Consider the following 19773-nt stretch of genomic DNA (forward strand, 5'->3'; position numbering starts at 1 on the left):
TCAATTATGAGACAGCCTCTTTTTTTATTACCCACGATAAAGATGAACTAATTGATAGCTTCTTCAACCTTTACCTTAATTACTATACAAATAGGCACATTGTAAACTAAGTTTTCATTTTATGGAGGATAAGTAGTAGTGCATTGTGGTTCGCGAGGGCGTTGCAATGCAACGCCCATAAAGAACTGCTTTTTAGAAGATGAGTACAAAACTTTGGTCTTTGATCTATTAACAATCAATCATTCATTGAGTAGTAACTTCCTTCTCGGCCTTGAAGAGAAAAGCGTGAAGAATTTCATGTATGGAGCCGTTAAAAATGATTTTCTTGTTTGAGTGCCGCGAGTTTAAAATTATTTAGGCGAAAGAAATGGAATTTTGTACACAATGTAATTAGTAGAAAACTCACTAATTATTATCCATTTCCCTAGCCTAATCCTAATATCGAAAGTATTAGATCCACATTGGATTATAACGAAAAAAAGCTTGCATTACTGCAAGCTTTCTTCCTATCAAATAAGAATTATATTATTAATTTCCTTCATATAGAGTTGTCTCTGCATATTTAAAATCTGAAACATTCTGAGAGTTATCTTTAAACTTGATAAATACTCTCTTAATACCTGCACCAGGTTCTAGATTCCATGAGAACTTCTCTGAATAAGGCCTCCAAATTCCACCTTTAAATTCTCGGTTATTCGAAACCATCATATAAACAGCTTCTCTTGCCTTTGTTGTAATATTAACTGTCGGGTTATCAACTGCTGTTTTTCCATTCTCAATCTTCACATACATTGGAATTGGAGGCGTTGTGTCTAAGATAATTTTTGCTTCAGTTACCATAGATTCATTCCCCGCTTCATCTCTAAACTTCACATAAACGTACTTTTCGCCGTCAGTACTATGTCGGATAATCCAATCCTTACTAGTATCATAAGGCTCCCAATCAATACGTGACTTGAAATATCTGTCATTTGTCACTTTCATCTCAGTTGCTCCTTCAGCAAATATTTCTAACTGAACACTACCAGTTTTATCATTAGTATATTCTTCACCATTATTGATGATTAACTTCTCATTCACCGGTTCTTGACGGTCTAACAGTATACTTGATGAGACAGGCGAAGTTACATTTTCAGCATCATCTTTAAACTTAGCAAACACCGTTTTCTCGCCATCTTCTGCTGCTTCTAAATAATGATCATAGATATAATACCTAAATCTCTCCCAAGTTGCCCCATCGAAATCTTTATTATTCGAAATCATCATTTTAGTAGCACCTCTTGCATTCAGCTTCAGTCTTACTCTTGCATCATAATCAGTACAATATTTCTCGCCTTGGCCAATTAATATCGAACCTTCACGTGGAGCATCTGTATCAACACCCACTGATACATATGATGGTTTTGAAATGTTACCTACTGCATCTTTGAAAAGTACATAAACAAACTTCAAACCATCACCTGGAGGGAATTTCCATTTCTTAGATGTAGCATAATTTTCCCATTCAGCACCTTTGAAATCAGATCTAGAAGATAAACGCATTGTCTTAGCACCTTTCGCTGTGATATTCAATGTTACTTCTTCAAGGTTAATTAACTTATCCTGAGCTTCAACAATCTCCACACTACCTTCTACTGGAGGAGTTCTATCTAATGTTACATTAACGGAATATGTGTCAGAAACATTACCTGCTTCATCCATGAATCTTGTATAGATCTCTTTTACACCATCTTCACCAGGAAGCCTCCAAGGTATATTGTATTCTGAATAACCAATCCATCTAATTTTTTCAAAATTAGGGTGGTTACTAATCTGCATTTTAATAGCATCTTCAGCATTTACTCTTACCAAAGCAATAGCATCAGGATGATTAACAACTCCTTCTTTATGATTTTTGACTACAATAGAGCAATTAAATGGAGGTTTTGTATCCAATACAATATTATCAGATACTGGTTCAGATACATTTCCCGCTAAATCTTTGTAACGAGCAAATACTGTTTTCACACCATCATCACCATCAAGCTTCCATTTTCTGATCACATTGTAGGCCTCCCATTCAGAGTCCATAAACGTTGGGTCATTACTTATTTGCATGTAATTCGCCTTTCTGGCAAATAGCTTTAAGTTGACCATATGTTCTTTATCGATACTATATTCTTTATTGTTATCAATCGATATTTTACCACCAAGAGGAGGTTCTGTATCTATTAAAATACGATCAAAAGCTACTTCAGAAACATTTTTTGCACGATCCATGAACTTGATATAAACCGTTCTTATACCATCTTCACCGCTCAATAGTTTCCAATTCTTATGTTCTTCCTTGTAAATCATCCAGCGTGAACCAAAGAAAGTTTGTTGATTTGAAATCATCATGAACTTGGCGTCATCAGCCTTAATTTTCAAATCAACGATATGTTTTTCATCCTTTAATAATTTGACATTATTTGCTGTATCTTGAACTACACCTTCGGCATATATATCCAATTTAGGGTTCTGAGGAGGTGTAGAATCTAATATCACAGACGAAGTGTAAATTTCTGATTCATTTTTAGCTCGATCTCTAAATTTCACATATACAGTTTTCTCACCATCTCCAATTGGAAAGTTCCACACTGGAACAATTGAAGTGTAAGGCATCCATTCTGCATCACTAAAATCTGATTTGTTAGAAACCTTCATTTCAGATGCACCTTGAATTATCAACTGTAATTTATGTCTTGCATGATTATCAATATACTTTCGACCGTCATCAATAATTACTCTACCAAACCTAGGTGGAACTCTATCCACTATAGCTCTTGCTGAAACAATCTTAGAATAGTTACCAACTTCATCTCTAAAACGTGCATAAACTACCTTTTCTCCATCTCCAGGAGATAATGTCCATTGTACTTCCTCTGCATAATCAATCCATCCTTCTCCACCACGGATTTGAATATGTGAAGCTCCCTGAGCGAAAAAATGTAAGGTAACAACAGAATCTTTCAAAAACTTTTCGCCGTCGTTAATCTTCATTTTAGCTTCAGTTGGAGGAGTTGTATCAATCGTTATTTTAGCACTGATTACTTTTGTTTCATTACCAGCTGCATCTCTATATTGAACAAAAACTTCTTTCTCTCCATCTAGACCAAGAAGTTTATAATTATCAATTCTTGAGGTAAAAGTTCTCCACTGCTTACCAATAAAATCGGGTCTATTAGATATCCTCATCTGATATGCATCTTCAGCAGATAAAAATAGTGATACCGTACGTTTTTTATTATTGGTAAATAACAACCCACCATTAATCATTATTTCAGGGTTCTGTGGAGGTGTTCTATCCAATTCAACAATTAAAGTGGCTACCTCAGATACATTTCCTGAATCTTCGTCTTTAAAAACGGCATAAATTGTTTTTACTCCATCCTCTTCTCCTCTTCCGATAATCGGAAAATCAGACTTCTCCCAATTCACCCTTTCCCAAACTACACCTCTAAAACTTTCGTCGCGACTTATTTTCATGTGTGTCGCATTCTGTGATTTTATCCTTAAGTGAACTCTTCCTTCGGGATCGTTGGTTACATCTCTTCCTCCATCAACTGCAATAGATCCAGTGACAGATTGAGACCAAGAAAAATGAGTAATAAATAAAAATAAACAACTTAGTAAAAAACTCTTCATAGAAGCTCTATTATGGGGATGAAGTGCTACGACACCTATCAAAAATCTCTCTTTATACCTTATCAACGAGTATTATTATAATATATTTCGTTAATAGGTAATGATTAATCAAAGAACATACCAAGTATGATAATCAGCTTTAGCACAAACTGTTTTTAAAAGTGATAAAACCTAACATATATTTTATGTGTTATAAAAAAAAGAATATAACAAAAAAAACGTATTTTTACTTTTAGAAGTGAAATAAAAAAAATAAATATCAAAGTATGGCAAAACAGCGTTTTGATGCTTTAAAAGTTGTTGAACTAAGACAACCTATAAATGTAACCCCACCAAGTGAAAAAGTTTCAGACTATTTCGGTAAAAATACGTTTGGTCTTCATGTCATGAAAGAACAACTTTCACCGGACATTTATACCAGATTACAGAATGCTATCCATAAAGGAGAACAAATTGATGAAAATGTTGCTGACGCTGTAGCGACTTCTTTAAAAGCTTGGGCAATTTCCAAAGGTGTAACACACTATACACACTGGTTCCAACCGCTTACAGGATCCACTGCAGAAAAACATGATGCATTTTTTGAAATGACTAATGATGGAAATGCTATTGAACGTTTCAAAGGAAGTGCTCTAGTAAGGCAAGAACCTGATGCATCCTCTTTTCCGAGCGGTGGTTTAAGACAAACTTTTGAAGCTAGAGGGTACACTGCTTGGGACCCTACTTCTCCAGCTTTTATTATAGAAAGTGGAAAAGGAAAAACGCTTTGTATTCCTACTGTTTTTGTTTCTTATACAGGAGAATCGTTGGATAACAAGGCTCCTTTACTAAAGGCGTTAGAGCAGATTGATAAAACAGCCACTGCGGTTTGTCAAATTTTCGACAGAAGTATTGAAAAAGTACAAGCTACTTTGGGTACGGAGCAAGAGTTCTTTCTCATCGATAAAGCACTAGCAGATGCAAGGCCTGATATATTATTAACGGGAAAAACACTTTTTGGTAGAACTCCCCCAAAAGGTCAACAACTCGATGATCATTATTTTGGTGCAATTCCTTCAAGAGTTTCTCGTTTCCTTCAAGGTTTGGAGATTGAAGCCTATAAATTAGGTATTCCAATTAAGACGCGCCACAATGAAGTGGCACCGAGTCAATTTGAGATTGCACCGATTTTTGAGGAAGTCAATGTTGCTAATGACCACAACCAGTTATTGATGGATTTGATGAGAAAAGTAGCTTCTCGTCATAATTTCAGAGTTTTATTCCACGAAAAACCCTTCGAGGGCTTAAATGGCAGTGGGAAACACAACAACTGGTCTTTGCTTACAGATAAAGGTAAAAATCTTTTACAACCTAGTACAAAAGCTAAAGAAAACCTCATTTTCATTACATTCTTTATCAATATTTTAAAGGCTGTTTATGATAATGCAGACCTTTTGAGAGCTTCTATTGCTTCAGCAAGTAATGATTACCGATTAGGTGCTAATGAGGCCCCTCCTCCAATCATTTCGGCTTTTATTGGCACTCAACTATTCAATGTGCTTACAGAACTAGAAAATAATGGCGACATTAAAGTAAAGAAAGGTGATAACATCTACATGAAATTGGGCATCAATAAAATCCCTCCAATTCTATTAGACAATACAGATCGAAACAGAACATCTCCTTTCGCATTTACGGGTAACAAATTTGAATTCAGGGCTGTAGGTTCTCATGCAAACAATGCTAGAGCGATGACGGTATTGAATGTTGCTGTAGCAAATCAGTTAGAACTTTTCAAAAGAGAGGTTGATAAGTTGATTGAACAGGATGAGAAAAAAGAGGTTGCTATTATTGACATTTTACGTTCTTATATCCCCTCTGTTAAGAAAGTTGTTTTTGAAGGAAATGGATACGGTGAAGAATGGGTGCAAGAAGCAAAAAGAAGAGGCCTTTCTAACTTTAGAGATACACCGAGAGCTTTACAAGTTTTGAAAAAGGCAGCAACTTCTCGTCTTTTCAAAAGAATGAAAATCATGACACAAGCCGAACTTTTTGCTCGTCATGAAATCCGTCTAGAAAATTACACTAGAAAAATGCAAATTGAATCTAGAGTAATGGCAGATCTTGCGTTGAATCATATTTGTCCAACAGCTATTCGATATCAAAATATGTTGATTGAGAATGTGAAAGGCATGAAAGATATAGGGCTTGAGGAAGAAACTGAAGAAGTAATGAATCTCATTCGAAAAGTTTCTAAGCACCTTAATCAAGTGAAGAAACTTAGTAATGAAATGACTCGAGAAAGAAAGCGTATCAACGCAATTGAGAGTCCCGAAGAAAAAGCCATCGCCTACTGTGATGAAATCAAAGAAAAGTATTTTGAAGAATTAAGATGGCATGTCGATAAATTGGAAACAATGATTGATGACGAAATGTGGCCTCTTCCAAAATATAGGGAATTGTTATTCTTGAGATAACCACATCGATTGAAAATAAAAAAAAGCGGGACATTGTGACAATGTTCCGCTTTTTATATTAAATAAGCTCTGATATTTAGATCAAATCATAACCCATTTCTCTAGCTACGATTTTCTCTACTAAAGCTCTCACATTCTCATTAGAGATTTTTTCGATGACATCTCCAGCAAAAGCATAGATTAACAAACCTCTTGCTTTATCTTCAGGAATACCTCTAGCTCTTAAGTAGAACATTGGTTCTTCATCAAGGGCACCTACTGTACATCCATGTGAACAAGACACATCATCAGCCCAAATTTCTAGCTGTGGTTTTGTATCCACAACAGCGTCTTGAGATAATAAGATATTTTTGTTCGATTGGAATGCATTCGTTTTTTGAGCATCCTCTCTTACGAAGATTTTACCATTGAAAACACCTTTTGATTTATCAGACAAAATACCTTTATATAATTCATTACTGTATGAATTAGGCATTTTATGATCCACCATTGTATGATTATCTACTAAAGTCTTTCCTTTTACAAGATAAAGACCCGTCATCAAACCTTCACAGTGCTCACCTAAAGCAATATTTAAGTTGTTTCTCACAATGTGACCACCTGTAGTGATTGTAATATTGTGATAAACACTATTGTCAGCTTGTTGAGCTTCAGAAAGTGTCACTAAAGAAGTATTCTCTACTTCATCTTGCAACTTCAAATGGCTCAAGTTTGCTCTTTCTGCAACATTAACCTCAGCTACACTGTTCACTAACACAGCTTCACCTTTGATTACTGCATTTCTTTCAATAATACTAGCTTGAGCACCTTCTTCAAGTACAGCCAATACTCTTGGTTGAACGACAATATTGTCCCCAGAAACAACATTTAGGAACATCAAAGGAGTTTCTGACAATGCATTTCTTTTCGCATATACAAAACCACCTTCTACAACTGATGCTGTATTCACACCTACAAACGGTAATGAGTTATCGGCGTATTTTCCTAGATGTGCTAAAACTAAATCTTGATGCTTCTCAATTGCTTCACTCAAAGGAGCTACAATTACTTTCTCAGTTGAAGTAAATGAAGATAATGATGCATTATAAACACCATTCACAAAAACCATTACATCTGTACCCTCAATTAGATAATCTTGGATATCAGCTGCGGTTACATTCACATCATTTGAGAAAGAATAAGTATTACTTACTAACTTTTTGATGTTAGTGTATTTCCATTCCTCGTGTTGAATAGAAGGAAAATCTGAAGACGCGAAAGTCTCAGCCGCTTCTGTTCTTAGTTGAACTAAAGCAGGTACTTTTTCAATCGTATCTTCAATATATGACAGTGCATTGTTTTTTAATGCAGCATTTTCAATTACTATACTCATCGTTATAAAGGGAATTAGTTTTGACCTTCCACTTCTTGGATGATCCAATCGTAACCTTTTTCTTCTAATTCAAGTGCTAATTCTTTAGTACCTGACTTAACGATTTTACCTTTGTATAATACGTGAACAAAATCAGGAACAATATAATCTAGTAATCTTTGGTAGTGAGTCACTACTACAAACGAACGATTACCATCACGCAATGTATTCACACCATTGGCTACGATTCTTAATGCGTCAATATCTAAACCAGAATCTGTTTCGTCAAGAATTGCTAATTTAGGATCAAGCATTGCCATATGGAAAATCTCATTTCTTTTCTTTTCACCACCAGAGAAACCTTCATTTAAAGATCTACCCATTAATGATTTATCGATAGAAACGATTTGCATCTTCTCTTTCATTTCTTTCATGAAGTTGGCAGCATTATAAGGCTCCTCACCTCTTGCTTTTCTTACTTCATTTACGGCTGTTCTCAAGAAGTTAGTATTACTAACACCAGGGATTTCCACTGGGTATTGAAATGCTAAGAAAAGTCCCTTCTGAGCTCTTACTTCAGGTGCCATTTCTAACAAATCCTCACCGTCAAAATCAACATCACCACCGTCAACTTCGTAATCTTCTCTACCGGCTAAAACAGAAGCTAAAGTACTTTTTCCAGAACCATTTGGTCCCATGATCGCATGCACTTCTCCTGGTTTAATCTCTAAATTAATCCCTTTAAGAATTTCTTTGTCTTCAATCGAAGCTTTCAGATCATTGATCTTCAACATATTTCTATATGATTTTATTAATCGAAAATTTGTTTACTATAACTACCGATAGTGTACTATTGTTTTTACTTCTAAAAGTAGTAGCTTAATTCGGCTTGCAAATTTATTTAGATTTTTTTTAAATAGGAACATATTTACGAATTATCATGCTACTTTTGCATAAATTTTTCATGAAAAAAGGTAATGTCACAGACATTACCTTTAGTCCTGTAAATATGAAAATGAAAAAAATTTAAATCAAATCAAATGTGGTGCAGTATTTTGCAATGATTACTATCATAAAATTCGCACCATCGATACAAAGTTAATATTTTTCGTCGAATTTGAAGATTTTTATCATCATTTTAAGTTTATTTACAAATATATTTAGACATTTAATCAAAAAATTATGCTTTCAATTGGAGATAACTACGCAACGAACTTCAGTTTTACTCAAAACCAAGTAAATGCATTTGCTGAATTGACGGGCGACACTAATCCTATCCATATTGATGATGAGTTTGCTTCTAAAACTCCTTTCAAAAAACCAATTATGCACGGATTTCTTTCTGCGAGTATCTTTTCAAGAGTTTTAGGAACTGAATTCCCTGGTAATGGATCTGTATATCTTTCACAACAAATGGATTTTTTAAGACCAATGTTTGTCAACGAAGAGTATGAAGCTAACTTTGAAATCACAGAAATAGATTCAAGAAGAAAAACAGCTATCATTAAAACCATCATCACATCAGTAGCAAATAAAAAGGTAATGGTAAAAGGTGAAGCGAAAATTATGCATAAAGAACTTATCGCTTAACCTTACTAAATAATCTTGTTGTTTTCCTCTAACTATACTTTTTGAATTAATATTACTCGTTAAATAAAATATCATTATAATCTTTTCAAACTATGCCTAAAATTAACAAGTTCAGAAATACTACTTTTTATGGGATGTTCAACTACAAAAGTTATCTCATAAAAAAACTAGCACTCGATTTGGTATGGATTACGATTCCTACTACAATATTATGTGCAGTTCATGAATTCAAACATTTCGATATTGGAATGAACTTTTCACTTCCAGGTTTGATGGGAGCTATTTTAGGTATTTTGTTAGTTTTTAGAAATAACACGGCATATGACCGCTGGTGGGAGGCTCGAAAAGTACTTGGAGGACTTGTAAACACTTCAAGAAATTATGCTTTGCAAGTTCATTCGATGCTAAGTGACAGTGAGGAAAAAAAAGATTTGATGAAATTGATTGCATCTTTCCCTTTTGTATTAAAGGAACATCTCAGAGATGGAGTCGTTTTTAGCGAGATTGAGTTTATTGGGGAAAAATTATTAGTGGAAGTTAAAAAATGGGATCATATTCCTAATGCTATCAACTCATACATTCAAGAGAAATTAAAGATAGCACTTAATAGAGGTGATATTACTGATTTTCAATTTTTAAAACTGATTGAAAATAGTGATGAACTGATCGATATTATGGGTAAATGCGAAAGGATTAAAAATACACCAATGCCTGAATCTCATACATTTCTATTAAGACTTTACATTTGGGTTTATGCTATTATCATTCCATTTGGTCTAATAAACACATTGGGGTGGTGGACCATTCTCGCGGTAGTAATGGTTTACTATGTAGCCATGAGTATTGTGACCATTTCAGAGGAAATAGAAGAACCGTTCGGGACAGACCCTAACGATTTACCAACTGACAAGATTGCTCAAAATATTTATAATAATATTCAGGAGATACAGTTTAAATCAACTGAATATTCAACATACAATCCATAATGGTAAAAATATATCACTTATCCACTTGCTCTACTTGTAAGAGAATTATTGAAGAAATTGGAAAAGATAAGTTTGATCTTTTTCAAGATATTAAGACTGAAAAGATCACAGAAGAACAAATTGACGAGATGCAATCTCTAGTTGGGTCTTATGAAGCACTTTTCAGTAGAAGGTCAAGACAATTTAGACCTATGGGGCTTCATGAAAAGGATTTATCTGAGAATGATTATAAATCGTTAATACTTCAAGAGTATTCTTTTTTAAAAAGACCTGTTATTATTGCAAATAATAAGATCTTTGTAGGTAATAGTAAAAAAGAAGTAGAAAAAGCAAAAGAAGCTTTAGGATAATGGGAAGAATTTTGGCAATTGATTACGGTACAAAAAGAACTGGTTTCGCAGTCACCGATCCTCTTAAGATCATCGCATCTTCATTGGAGACTGTTCAAACCAATGTTGCAATGCAGTACATCAAAGAATATTTAGAAAAGGAAGATGTTGAGTGTTTTGTAATGGGGCTACCTGTCGGACTAGACGGCAAAGAAACTGACAATACAAAACCGGCACAATCATTTGCCAACAAATTGAAAAAAAACTTTCCTGATAAAATAGTACATTTTGTCGACGAAAGGTTCACTTCTAAAATGGCAGAGGCATCTATGATTGCCGGCGGCATGAAAAAGAAAGACCGAAGAGTAAAAGGAAATGTAGACAAAATAAGTGCAGCTATTATTTTACAATCTTATTTGGAACAAAATAGCATTTAGAAAATTTAGATAAGTATATGATTTATCCTGTTGTCGCTTTTGGCGACCCTGTATTAAGAAAAGTTGCAAAAGACTTTAGTGAAGAAGAATTAAAAGAAGTTGGTACGTTAGCTTCTGATATGTTTGACACAATGGAAGGTGCTCATGGTGTTGGACTTGCTGGTCCACAAATCGGCAAAGCAAAAAGAATTTTTGTAATCGACTCTAACTTAATGATTGACGAAGAGTCAGAAGAAAAAGGTTACAGAGGAGCTTTTATCAATGCTGAAATCATTGAGGAATGGGGAGATGAATTTACTATGGAAGAAGGTTGTTTAAGTATTCCTGGTATCAATGGTGATGTTACTAGACCTTCTAGCCTTAAAATCAAATACCTTGATGAAGAACTTAATGAAAGAGAAGAAGAATTCTCAGGAATGACAGCAAGGGTCATCCAACATGAGTATGATCATATTGAAGGTATCCTATTCACTGATTACCTTACTCCTATTAAAAAGAGGTTAATCAAAAACAAACTGAATAACATATCAAAAGGAAAAGCTCAGCATAGCTATAGAATGAGATTTCCGAAAAAATAACTAACTTTCAGCCACTCTTTATTGAGTGGCTTTTTTATTGAATTATTTTTTGACATGAAACTTCTAATAAATATACTCCTAATTTTAACCCTTCTCGGCTGTAATTCTGATGAAATCAATTGGTCAACACCAAACAGTCTAGATGACGATTTTATGAATCAAATCAACAAACATCGGCAGGAGGTTGATTTACCTGAATTAACATTCAACCCTATCTTTTTTGAACAAGCTAAACGTTTTGCTGCTCGCATTGCTGATAATCCACATATGAGAGAGCAATTAACCCAAGAAGAAGAGAGAAATGGGTATTATAAAAACGCGATCATTGCACAAACTAAAGCCACAAGCGTGCGTGGTTGCACGGGTTTCAGTTCAGGCATGAATTTAGACCCTACATCAGGAGTTGTTGAGTACATGTTGAGAACATCGTGTAGAAATACAATCGAAAGTAGGAATGCGAACACAATTGGTGCTGCTGTATTTCAAAATTCCAATACTGGTGATTATTTTTACGTAACTTTTATTGGTAGATTATAAAAAATGAAACATCAAGAGAACTTTAAAATTGCCATGGTTCAACATTCTATAGACTGGATGAACCCTACTTCTAACTTTGCTACTTTAGAAGAAAAATTATGGCAAATTGATGATAAAGATATCGACCTAGTTATTTTTCCAGAATTATTCACAACTGGATTCCATCAATCAGCAGCAGAACTTGCAGAACCTATTGGCTTAACTACTACAAAATGGCTCCTACAACAATCAAAAAGAATGAACGCTGCCATGATTGGGAGCTACCCTGTTCGACAAGATCGTAAAGTATTCAACAGGCTGCTTTTTGTAAAACCTGATGGTACTTTTTCACATTATGATAAAAGGCACTTATTCAGAATGGCCTCTGAACACATGTCTTTTTCACCTGGCAACTTCCAAGTAGTAGAAGAATGGAAAGGTTGGAGAATAAACCCTATTATTTGTTATGACTTAAGATTCCCTCTATGGTGCAGAAATACAAATAATGACTATGATATTTTGTTATGCATTGCCAATTGGCCTAAACCTAGAATTGCGGCATGGCATACATTATTGGCAGCTAGAGCCATCGAAAACCTAAGCTATACTGTTGGTGTGAATAGAACAGGAGTTGATCCAAATGAGGTAGTTTATAATGGCAACTCAGCTGTTTACAATCCAAAAGGTGAAATTACAAATGAAATAAGCGAGGAAGATGACATACAAATTGTCACATTAAATTACCAACAAGTTCAGTCTCTAAGAGAGAAATTTCCAACTCATCTTGACGCTGACCATTTTAATTTACATTTATAGACTTTCTGAATGGAATATATTCTTCTTCATTTAATTATTAGTTCCGTTGGTGTTATTCTGATGAGAAATGGTGCTTTGATGCTTTCAAAAGGTGCCACTGCTTTATCAACAAAATCGCACTTTTCGGGACTAAGAGTTGGGCTTACAATCGTTGCATTGGGTACCTCTATACCAGAGGTTGCTGTATCATTGATTTCAACCTTTAAGAATGAAGAAACGCTTGCTTTCGGAACTTTGATAGGCAGTAATACTTTTAATATTGTTTTTGGGTTAGGCCTGACTACTTTTTTCACCAGTATTAGGGTATTTGCTAAAAGTATCTGGAGAGATTTACTTGTAGCAATATTAGGAGGTATTCTGTTGTTCGTTTTATTGAATAAACAACTCATCTTTAATGTTGGAGCCAACTATCTTACTAGAACAGATGCTTTAATACTATTTGGCACCTTCGTTTTTTATTATATTGTAATTTTCACCAACAAAAAATCTAGAAGAGAAATTTCACTTCTTAATGCACAAAAACACTCTTCTTTTCATCATTTCAACAAACAAACAATTGTAAGAAATATTATTGTTGGTATACTAATTATTTGTGTAGGAGCTTATATTGTGGTTATTGAAGCCTTATTATTAAACTCTACAACACCACTAAGCTCAAGGTTTATTGGTGTAAGTATAATGTCTATTTGTACCTCATTACCCGAAATCACAACTACTTTAGCTGCAATAAAAAGAAAGCGTCAAGATATTGCACTTGGTAATATCATGGGGTCTTATATCATCAACTTTTTACTGACCCCTTGTTTATTAACAATTAAGGGTGAAGCCTTTTATGACTACACCCTTAATTATGATTTAATATTTTCGATATTAATCTGTACCCTTTGTATTACATTAGCACTATCAAGTAAAAATTACGTTTTGAACAAAGTTACTTCAATAATTCTACTATTACTTGGGATACTATTTTATGTGACCACTTACCTAAGAGGATAGCATTCACTATTTTCTTCTTTTCTTACGACGCTTTTTACTTTTTGAAGAAGAGTTATTACTAGAAGAAGTCGTTACAGCCGTATTCGAAGGAAGTTTCACATTTTTAAAAGCATCAGGATATTTGGCCTTTACTTCTTTCATGTTTACTTTTCCCTTAGATAAAATACTCAATGTATTCATGATTACATCATCTTCTATCTGATTATTTACTTGAGCAGAATAGAAGGATTTCATCAACTTTACAATCTTAGAAAAAGCCAACTCTACATCTTCTTTAGCCTCTAATTCCAAAGCACTTTGAACCATAGCCTCCAGATTTTTACCAAAGTGTCTGAATCGGATATTACTTTGCGTATATTCAACTCTCCTTGGTTTACTGAACATCATATTTTCCTTTGGAGCAGGGTATGGAGAGTCTATATCCAATTTAAAATCAGACATCACCTGTAAATGATCCCAGATTCTCTGTTGGCTATCGTTTAATTGCTTTTGTATTGGATGAAGCTGTTTCATCAAAGCAATCAAAGTATATGCATATTGCGTCCTTAAAGACTTATCTTCCAATGAAGAAATAAATTGAACTAAACCCTCAATATTTCTTCCATACTCTTTCAGAATAATATCTGATCTACTGGTATTATAACTATGTTCGTCGCGCATATTCTTAATTAAACTGAGTGATTTATTAATAATCACTCAGTATGTTATAATTTATTCTACTGTTACTGACTTCGCCAAGTTTCTTGGTTGATCCACATTACATCCTCTCATAACAGCGATATGATAAGAAAGCAACTGTAAAGGAATACAAGAAATCATAGGCATTAATACTTCATGCGTATCAGGTACCTCAATCACGTGATCTACCATACTTGGAATTAATGCATCACCTTCAGTTACAACAGCAATTACTCGTCCGCTTCTAGCCTTAACTTCTTGTAAGTTAGACACAACTTTATCATAAGAGCTATCTCTAGTAGCAATAACCACTACAGGCATCTCTTCATCAATCAAAGCAATCGGACCGTGTTTCATTTCCGCCGCAGGATAACCTTCTGCATGAATATATGAAATCTCTTTTAGCTTAAGAGCTCCTTCTAAAGCTACAGGGAAATTAAACCCTCTACCTAAATATAAGAAGTTTCTAGCATCTTTATACAATGCTGACATCTCTTTAACAGCTGCATCAACTTGTAAGACTTTCTCAATCTTAGAGGGAATACTTTCAAACTCAACTAATAAATCATGCAATTGAGCTTCCGTTAAAGATCCTTTTTCTTTTGCCAGCATCAATGCCATTGTAGTAAGCACTGTTAATTGAGCTGTGAATGCTTTTGTACTAGCTACACCAATTTCTGGTCCTGCATGAGTATAAGCTCCCTCATGAGAGTTTCTAGCTATAGATGATCCTACTACATTACAAACTCCAATTACAGTAGCTCCTTTAGACTCTGCTAAAGACATCGCTGCTAATGTGTCCGCAGTTTCCCCTGATTGAGAAATTGCAATCATCACATCACCTTTACCGATAATTGGGTTTCTATATCTAAATTCAGATGCATATTCTACCTCAACTGGGATACGCACTAATTCTTCAATAATGTATTCTGCTACCAAACCTGCATGCCATGACGTACCACATGCAACAATTATAATACGGTTAGCATTAAGAAGGTCATCAAAGTGATTTAAAATACCACCTAGCTTTACGTGGTTTTTACGTGCAATAACACGCCCTCTTAAACAGTCTGCTACAGACTTAGGCTGTTCCATGATTTCCTTCATCATGAAGTGATCATATCCACCTTTTTCGATAGCTTCTAGTTCTAATTCTAAGGTTTGTAGGTAAGGTGTTTGAACTACATTCTTAATGTCGGTAATTTTCATTTCACCGTCTTTAAGAAGTACTACCTCCTCGTCCTTAATATATACAACCTCTTTTGTATATTCAACAATTGGGGTAGCATCAGAAGCGAGGAAGAACTCATTCTCTCCTACACCAATTACTAATGGACTACCCTTTCGAGCTGCTACTAACTGCCCTGGATTATCTTTACTTGTGATTACAATTGCATAAGCTCCTACTACTTCATTCAAAGCAATACGGACAGCTTGATCTAAATCACAGTCGTTATCTTTTTGAACTTGCTCGATAAAGTGAATAAATACCTCAGTATCAGTCTCTGAATGAAATACATGCCCTTTCTCTATTAATTGAGCTTTTAATGCCTCATAATTTTCGATGATACCATTATGTACCATTGCTAGTTTTGAATCAGATGAATAATGAGGGTGAGCATTTACATCATTCGGAGCACCATGTGTTGCCCAACGTGTATGGCCTATACCTGTTGAACCTTTAGTGTCTTGTCCTTTTAATTCGTTTTTTAAGTCTGCAACTTTCCCTTTACATTTAAAAACTTTTACATCAGAGTTTTCAACAAGGGACACACCAGCGCTATCATATCCACGATACTCAAGTCGCTCTAAGCCTTTAATAAGAATGTCTAGTGCATTTCTATGTCCTACATAACCGACAATTCCGCACATGATGTTTATAAATTTAGTGAATAATTATCAACTCCCTATTTACAGTTATAGTTAGGGTCATTGAATACAGCATAGTATACAACTAATCTCATCTTCATAGGCTGTCCATTTAATGGGTGCATGAGATCATTTTTATCTCCTGCGAAAACCAGCTTTTGAATAGAAGAAGATTGTTGACTTGGTAATATAACGAGACCATCATCATCAAGAGGTAAACCTTCGACCTCCCTAAATGTTCTTTCTTGTAAGTATTGAGCTAATTTAGCCCAAGTATATGTTTGTGTATTAGAATTATAACCAATTTGATGGTTACCAGAAGATGGAAATTGGGCTTGTAATAATCTATATTGCCTAGATTCACTATCTACAGTTTGTATTGTACCATCTTCATCCATAAAACCAAAATACAATCCTGATGGTGGCGGCAGATTTGATGCAGGGTAAACTTTATATCCATCATCCTCAGGACCAACCGCAGTAATTGCTAAATCAGCTTGGTTAATGTGCACTTCTCTTAATGTACCATCCTCTTTCTTCATTAAGTTAGCTAAAGAAGGGAATTTAATACGTGCTACCATTCCGGTACCTTCAAAAACGAAGCCTAAATTATTAGAATCCTCAGACTTTACTACATCTCCAATATTGATGTTCTGTGTTAAAGTACCTGGTGTATATTTAATATTATTGAATCTTTGATTAAAGCCAAAATAATATACGTCTCTAAGAGTATCTTCTTCAGTATCTCCAAAATAATGCATATTCATTGTCACAACCGTCCCAAAGTTTTCCAAACTATATTTTCCTACCCACGCTGGCGATTGAGAATCTTTAACCTTAATTGCTAAACCTTTAATTGTTTCAGCGAACTCGTCCTGATCTGCATATTCACCATTGGATATGATTTTAGCCCCAAATAAACTATCTAACTGAATTTTCACAGTATCAGTCGTAATATCAGAAGCTTTAAATGTTCTGGTACCAATAGGTGTTGCAGCATATTCAACTTCATCGTTAGAAAAATAATCTATTGAATCACCTTCAATATCATCCAATAACTCATATACTTCTAAAGTCAACTCTTGTGTGGTATCACCATAAAGTGTTGTTTTTTCAAGTGCCAATGATAAAGAAATAGAATCTAGTGTTCTATCATCAAAACTAACTGATTCCTCAGAACCAATACTTAATTGGGTAAAAGTAGTGGCCTTAGTGTTACCAATTTCGGTACCCTCATCCACATAACCTACTAAGAAATACGCACCATTTTTAGTATAAAGTGAATCTTTATAATGTGTCTCTATTTCAATTTCGAATGTATCGGCATAACACATTACTGTTGCATCATCAATTAGGTCTCCTCCAATTATAATTGTTTGTTGATCCGTACGCTCACAAGCAATGGAAAAAATAACTACTAAAAATGAAATTGCTCTAATGTATAAGTTTCTTATATTCATCTGGAAAATTATCAGTTAAAAAGTGGGAATCTAAAACCCCTCTTTTTCCATGACAATGGATTGTTTAAAATGGTTGAAAACCTAATAAAAAATACGTGAGGACAAAAATTGCAAATATTCTTATAGCACACAAACAAAAAAGGTAGTCGATGTAAAAACGACTACCTTTTTTATATAAAAATACTTAAAAAGCTTACATTACTCTGCTAATCCAGTATAAATATCATAATAAGACTCTGCATATTCTTCACCCTCTGGTTCAGTCTCGGTTAATTTCTCTCCATAAGAAGAAAGTACCTCTACTACCGAATCATCGATAGTTGCACTACCTTTGGTTACTTTGTCTGCATACTCAGAACCTATTTTAATAAAGCTATTGTAATCTGCCGAAGATAAATCTGATAACATTGAATCATCAATATCTAGCATTTTCACTTTATTCGCCAATTGTTCGTGATCAAATTTATGATCAAACTGCGTATTGTAAACTGTAAAAACAGTTTTAGCATTTTTGAACATTGGATCGTTCTTGTAAGACGTTTTCAAGTATAAAGGAATAAAGCTTGTAAACCAATCATTACAGTGCACTACATCTGGTGCCCATCCTAATTTCTTTACAGTTTCAATTACTCCTTTACAGAAGAATACAGCTCTATCATCATTATCAGAGAAGAATTCATCACTCTTTTTATCTCTGAAGACTGACTTTCTATGGAAATAATCTTCATTATCTATGAAGTATACCTGTAATTTCGCACTTTGTATTGAAGCTACTTTAATTGTTAGCGGCTTTTCGTCCTCACCTACGGCAATGTTCATTCCCGAAAGTCTCACTACCTCATGCAATCTGTTCTTACGCTCATTGATCAATCCAAATCTTGGAACCATAATTCTGATTTCCATTCCTCTTTCTTGCATCGATTGAGGAAGCTTTCTCACGTAATCTGCAACCTCTGATGTTTTTAAAAATGGATTTATCTCACTTGAGACATAAAGAATTTTTAATTTCGACATATTCTACCGTATTTACACCTTTTCTACGCAAAAGTACGGAAGAACTTACTTAAATTCAACATAAATATATTAAACTAAGGTAAATAGTTACAGTTACTTAGTAATTTATTTCCAAAAAATCAACCCCTAAAATGAACGTTTTTAACAAAGTTAGTACCTTAAAAGAATTTGTCAATAATTGCAAATTTTCAAAAAAAACGATCGGTTTTGTCCCTACAATGGGAGCATTACATGAAGGGCATCTAACATTAATTCGTCAATCAAAGAAAGAAAATGACATTACAATTTGTAGTATTTTTGTCAATCCTACACAATTTAACAATGCCATTGACCTTAAACATTACCCTATCAAACATACTGAAGATAAGGCACTTCTAGAAGGCGTAGAGTGCGACATTTTGTTTTTACCTTCAGTAGAAGAGATGTATCCATCAGGAATTGAAAATAAAAATCTTGTTGGTTTTTTATTCGGAGACATTGAAAAACAATTAGAAGGAGCCTTTAGACCAGGTCACTTTAACGGTGTAGGAATTGTTGTAAGCAAGCTTTTTCACATGGTTAATCCTGATAAAGCTTACTTCGGGCTAAAAGACTTACAACAATTTTTAATTATTAGAAAAATGACAAAAGAACTTTCTTTTGGCATAGAGGTTATTGGTGTTCCAACGGTAAGAGAAGAGGATGGACTTGCAATGTCTTCAAGAAACTTGAGATTGACTTCCGATGAACGAGCAAAAGCGCCTTTCATTTATGAAGTTATTAGCGAAATGAAGAATAAAATCAACCATTCACAAGCACCAAAAGAAGTTCTTGATTGGGGAATACAGAAATTCCAGAAAAACACTTCTTTTCATTTGGAATACCTCGAAATTGTCAATACCTCAGACCTAAAACCTGTTGAACCTTATCAAACACCTAATGCCTATGCAATTGTAATTGCAGCTCATTTAGGGAAAGTCAGATTAATTGATAATTTATTGATTGAATAATCGGTTTAAGAGCCATAAAAAAAGAGGCTGTCTCATAATTGA

The 19773-nt window shown here is 34.4% G+C and carries 17 protein-coding genes; 10 read left to right on the forward strand and 7 right to left on the reverse strand.

Going from position 1 to position 19773, the window contains the following annotated elements:
• Positions 1-528 precede the first annotated feature (528 nt).
• Positions 529-3666, reverse strand: a complete 3138-nt coding sequence (locus PL77_RS28360) for a hypothetical protein (RefSeq protein WP_044213017.1) — start codon at positions 3664-3666, stop codon at positions 529-531.
• A gap of 266 nt (positions 3667-3932) precedes the next feature.
• Between PL77_RS28360 and PL77_RS28365 the strand changes: the two genes are divergently transcribed.
• On the forward strand, positions 3933-6122 hold the full coding sequence (locus PL77_RS28365; protein WP_044213019.1) for a glutamine synthetase III: 2190 nt from the start codon (positions 3933-3935) through the stop codon (positions 6120-6122).
• Positions 6123-6198: 76 nt separating this feature from the next.
• On the opposite strand, the gene sufD is transcribed toward PL77_RS28365, so the two are convergent.
• Together sufD and sufC are read right to left on the reverse strand one after the other, a co-directional pair.
• Positions 6199-7494 (reverse strand): Fe-S cluster assembly protein SufD, encoded by a 1296-nt coding sequence (gene sufD / locus PL77_RS28370; protein ID WP_044213021.1) that lies wholly within the window; start codon positions 7492-7494, stop codon positions 6199-6201.
• A gap of 14 nt (positions 7495-7508) precedes the next feature.
• Positions 7509-8267 carry a Fe-S cluster assembly ATPase SufC gene (gene sufC / locus PL77_RS28375; RefSeq protein WP_044213022.1) on the reverse strand — a complete coding sequence of 253 codons (759 nt, stop codon included), beginning with the start codon at positions 8265-8267 and terminating at the stop codon, positions 7509-7511.
• Positions 8268-8655: 388 nt separating this feature from the next.
• Between sufC and PL77_RS28380 the strand changes: the two genes are divergently transcribed.
• The 8 genes from PL77_RS28380 to PL77_RS28415 all read left to right on the forward strand — a co-directional run bounded on the left by PL77_RS28380 (position 8656) and on the right by PL77_RS28415 (position 13721).
• The gene (locus PL77_RS28380; protein WP_044213024.1) at positions 8656-9063 is read left to right on the forward strand and encodes a MaoC family dehydratase; all 408 of its coding nucleotides are present in this window, start codon (positions 8656-8658) and stop codon (positions 9061-9063) included.
• Between the two features lie 92 nt (positions 9064-9155).
• A complete protein-coding gene (locus PL77_RS28385) occupies positions 9156-10049 on the forward strand; it encodes a bestrophin family protein (RefSeq protein ID WP_052444817.1) in 894 nt (297 codons plus the stop codon).
• Positions 10049-10399 carry an arsenate reductase family protein gene (locus PL77_RS28390; RefSeq protein ID WP_044213026.1) on the forward strand — a complete coding sequence of 117 codons (351 nt, stop codon included), beginning with the start codon at positions 10049-10051 and terminating at the stop codon, positions 10397-10399. The genes PL77_RS28385 and PL77_RS28390 overlap by 1 nt, the downstream gene beginning before the upstream one ends.
• On the forward strand, positions 10399-10815 hold the full coding sequence (ruvX, locus tag PL77_RS28395; protein WP_044213028.1) for a Holliday junction resolvase RuvX: 417 nt from the start codon (positions 10399-10401) through the stop codon (positions 10813-10815). The genes PL77_RS28390 and ruvX overlap by 1 nt, the downstream gene beginning before the upstream one ends.
• A gap of 17 nt (positions 10816-10832) precedes the next feature.
• Positions 10833-11393 carry a peptide deformylase gene (def, locus tag PL77_RS28400; RefSeq protein WP_044213030.1) on the forward strand — a complete coding sequence of 187 codons (561 nt, stop codon included), beginning with the start codon at positions 10833-10835 and terminating at the stop codon, positions 11391-11393.
• A gap of 54 nt (positions 11394-11447) precedes the next feature.
• Positions 11448-11930, forward strand: a complete 483-nt coding sequence (locus tag PL77_RS28405) for a hypothetical protein (RefSeq protein ID WP_156152589.1) — start codon at positions 11448-11450, stop codon at positions 11928-11930.
• 3 nt (positions 11931-11933) lie between these two features.
• On the forward strand, positions 11934-12725 hold the full coding sequence (locus PL77_RS28410; protein ID WP_044213033.1) for an amidohydrolase: 792 nt from the start codon (positions 11934-11936) through the stop codon (positions 12723-12725).
• Positions 12726-12734: 9 nt separating this feature from the next.
• Positions 12735-13721, forward strand: a complete 987-nt coding sequence (locus PL77_RS28415) for a sodium:calcium antiporter (RefSeq protein WP_044213035.1) — start codon at positions 12735-12737, stop codon at positions 13719-13721.
• 6 nt (positions 13722-13727) lie between these two features.
• On the opposite strand, the gene PL77_RS28420 is transcribed toward PL77_RS28415, so the two are convergent.
• The 4 genes from PL77_RS28420 to PL77_RS28435 all read right to left on the reverse strand — a co-directional run bounded on the left by PL77_RS28420 (position 13728) and on the right by PL77_RS28435 (position 18742).
• Complete coding sequence (locus PL77_RS28420) at positions 13728-14381, reverse strand: DUF4290 domain-containing protein (protein ID WP_044213038.1); 654 nt, start codon at positions 14379-14381, stop codon at positions 13728-13730.
• A gap of 51 nt (positions 14382-14432) precedes the next feature.
• Positions 14433-16271 (reverse strand): glutamine--fructose-6-phosphate transaminase (isomerizing), encoded by a 1839-nt coding sequence (gene glmS / locus PL77_RS28425; RefSeq protein WP_044213041.1) that lies wholly within the window; start codon positions 16269-16271, stop codon positions 14433-14435.
• Between the two features lie 35 nt (positions 16272-16306).
• Positions 16307-17728 carry a DUF4270 family protein gene (locus PL77_RS28430; RefSeq protein WP_044213043.1) on the reverse strand — a complete coding sequence of 474 codons (1422 nt, stop codon included), beginning with the start codon at positions 17726-17728 and terminating at the stop codon, positions 16307-16309.
• 198 nt (positions 17729-17926) lie between these two features.
• Positions 17927-18742: a glycogen/starch synthase gene (locus tag PL77_RS28435; RefSeq protein ID WP_044213045.1), complete on the reverse strand. Its 816-nt coding sequence runs from the start codon at positions 18740-18742 to the stop codon at positions 17927-17929.
• 131 nt (positions 18743-18873) lie between these two features.
• Here PL77_RS28435 and panC point away from each other — a divergent pair, with 131 nt between their 5' ends.
• The gene (panC, locus tag PL77_RS28440) at positions 18874-19731 is read left to right on the forward strand and encodes a pantoate--beta-alanine ligase (protein ID WP_044213046.1); all 858 of its coding nucleotides are present in this window, start codon (positions 18874-18876) and stop codon (positions 19729-19731) included.
• Positions 19732-19773 lie beyond the last annotated feature (42 nt).

It is taken from the genome of Flammeovirga sp. OC4 (assembly GCF_000812565.1).
Lineage (GTDB): Bacteria > Bacteroidota > Bacteroidia > Cytophagales > Flammeovirgaceae > Flammeovirga.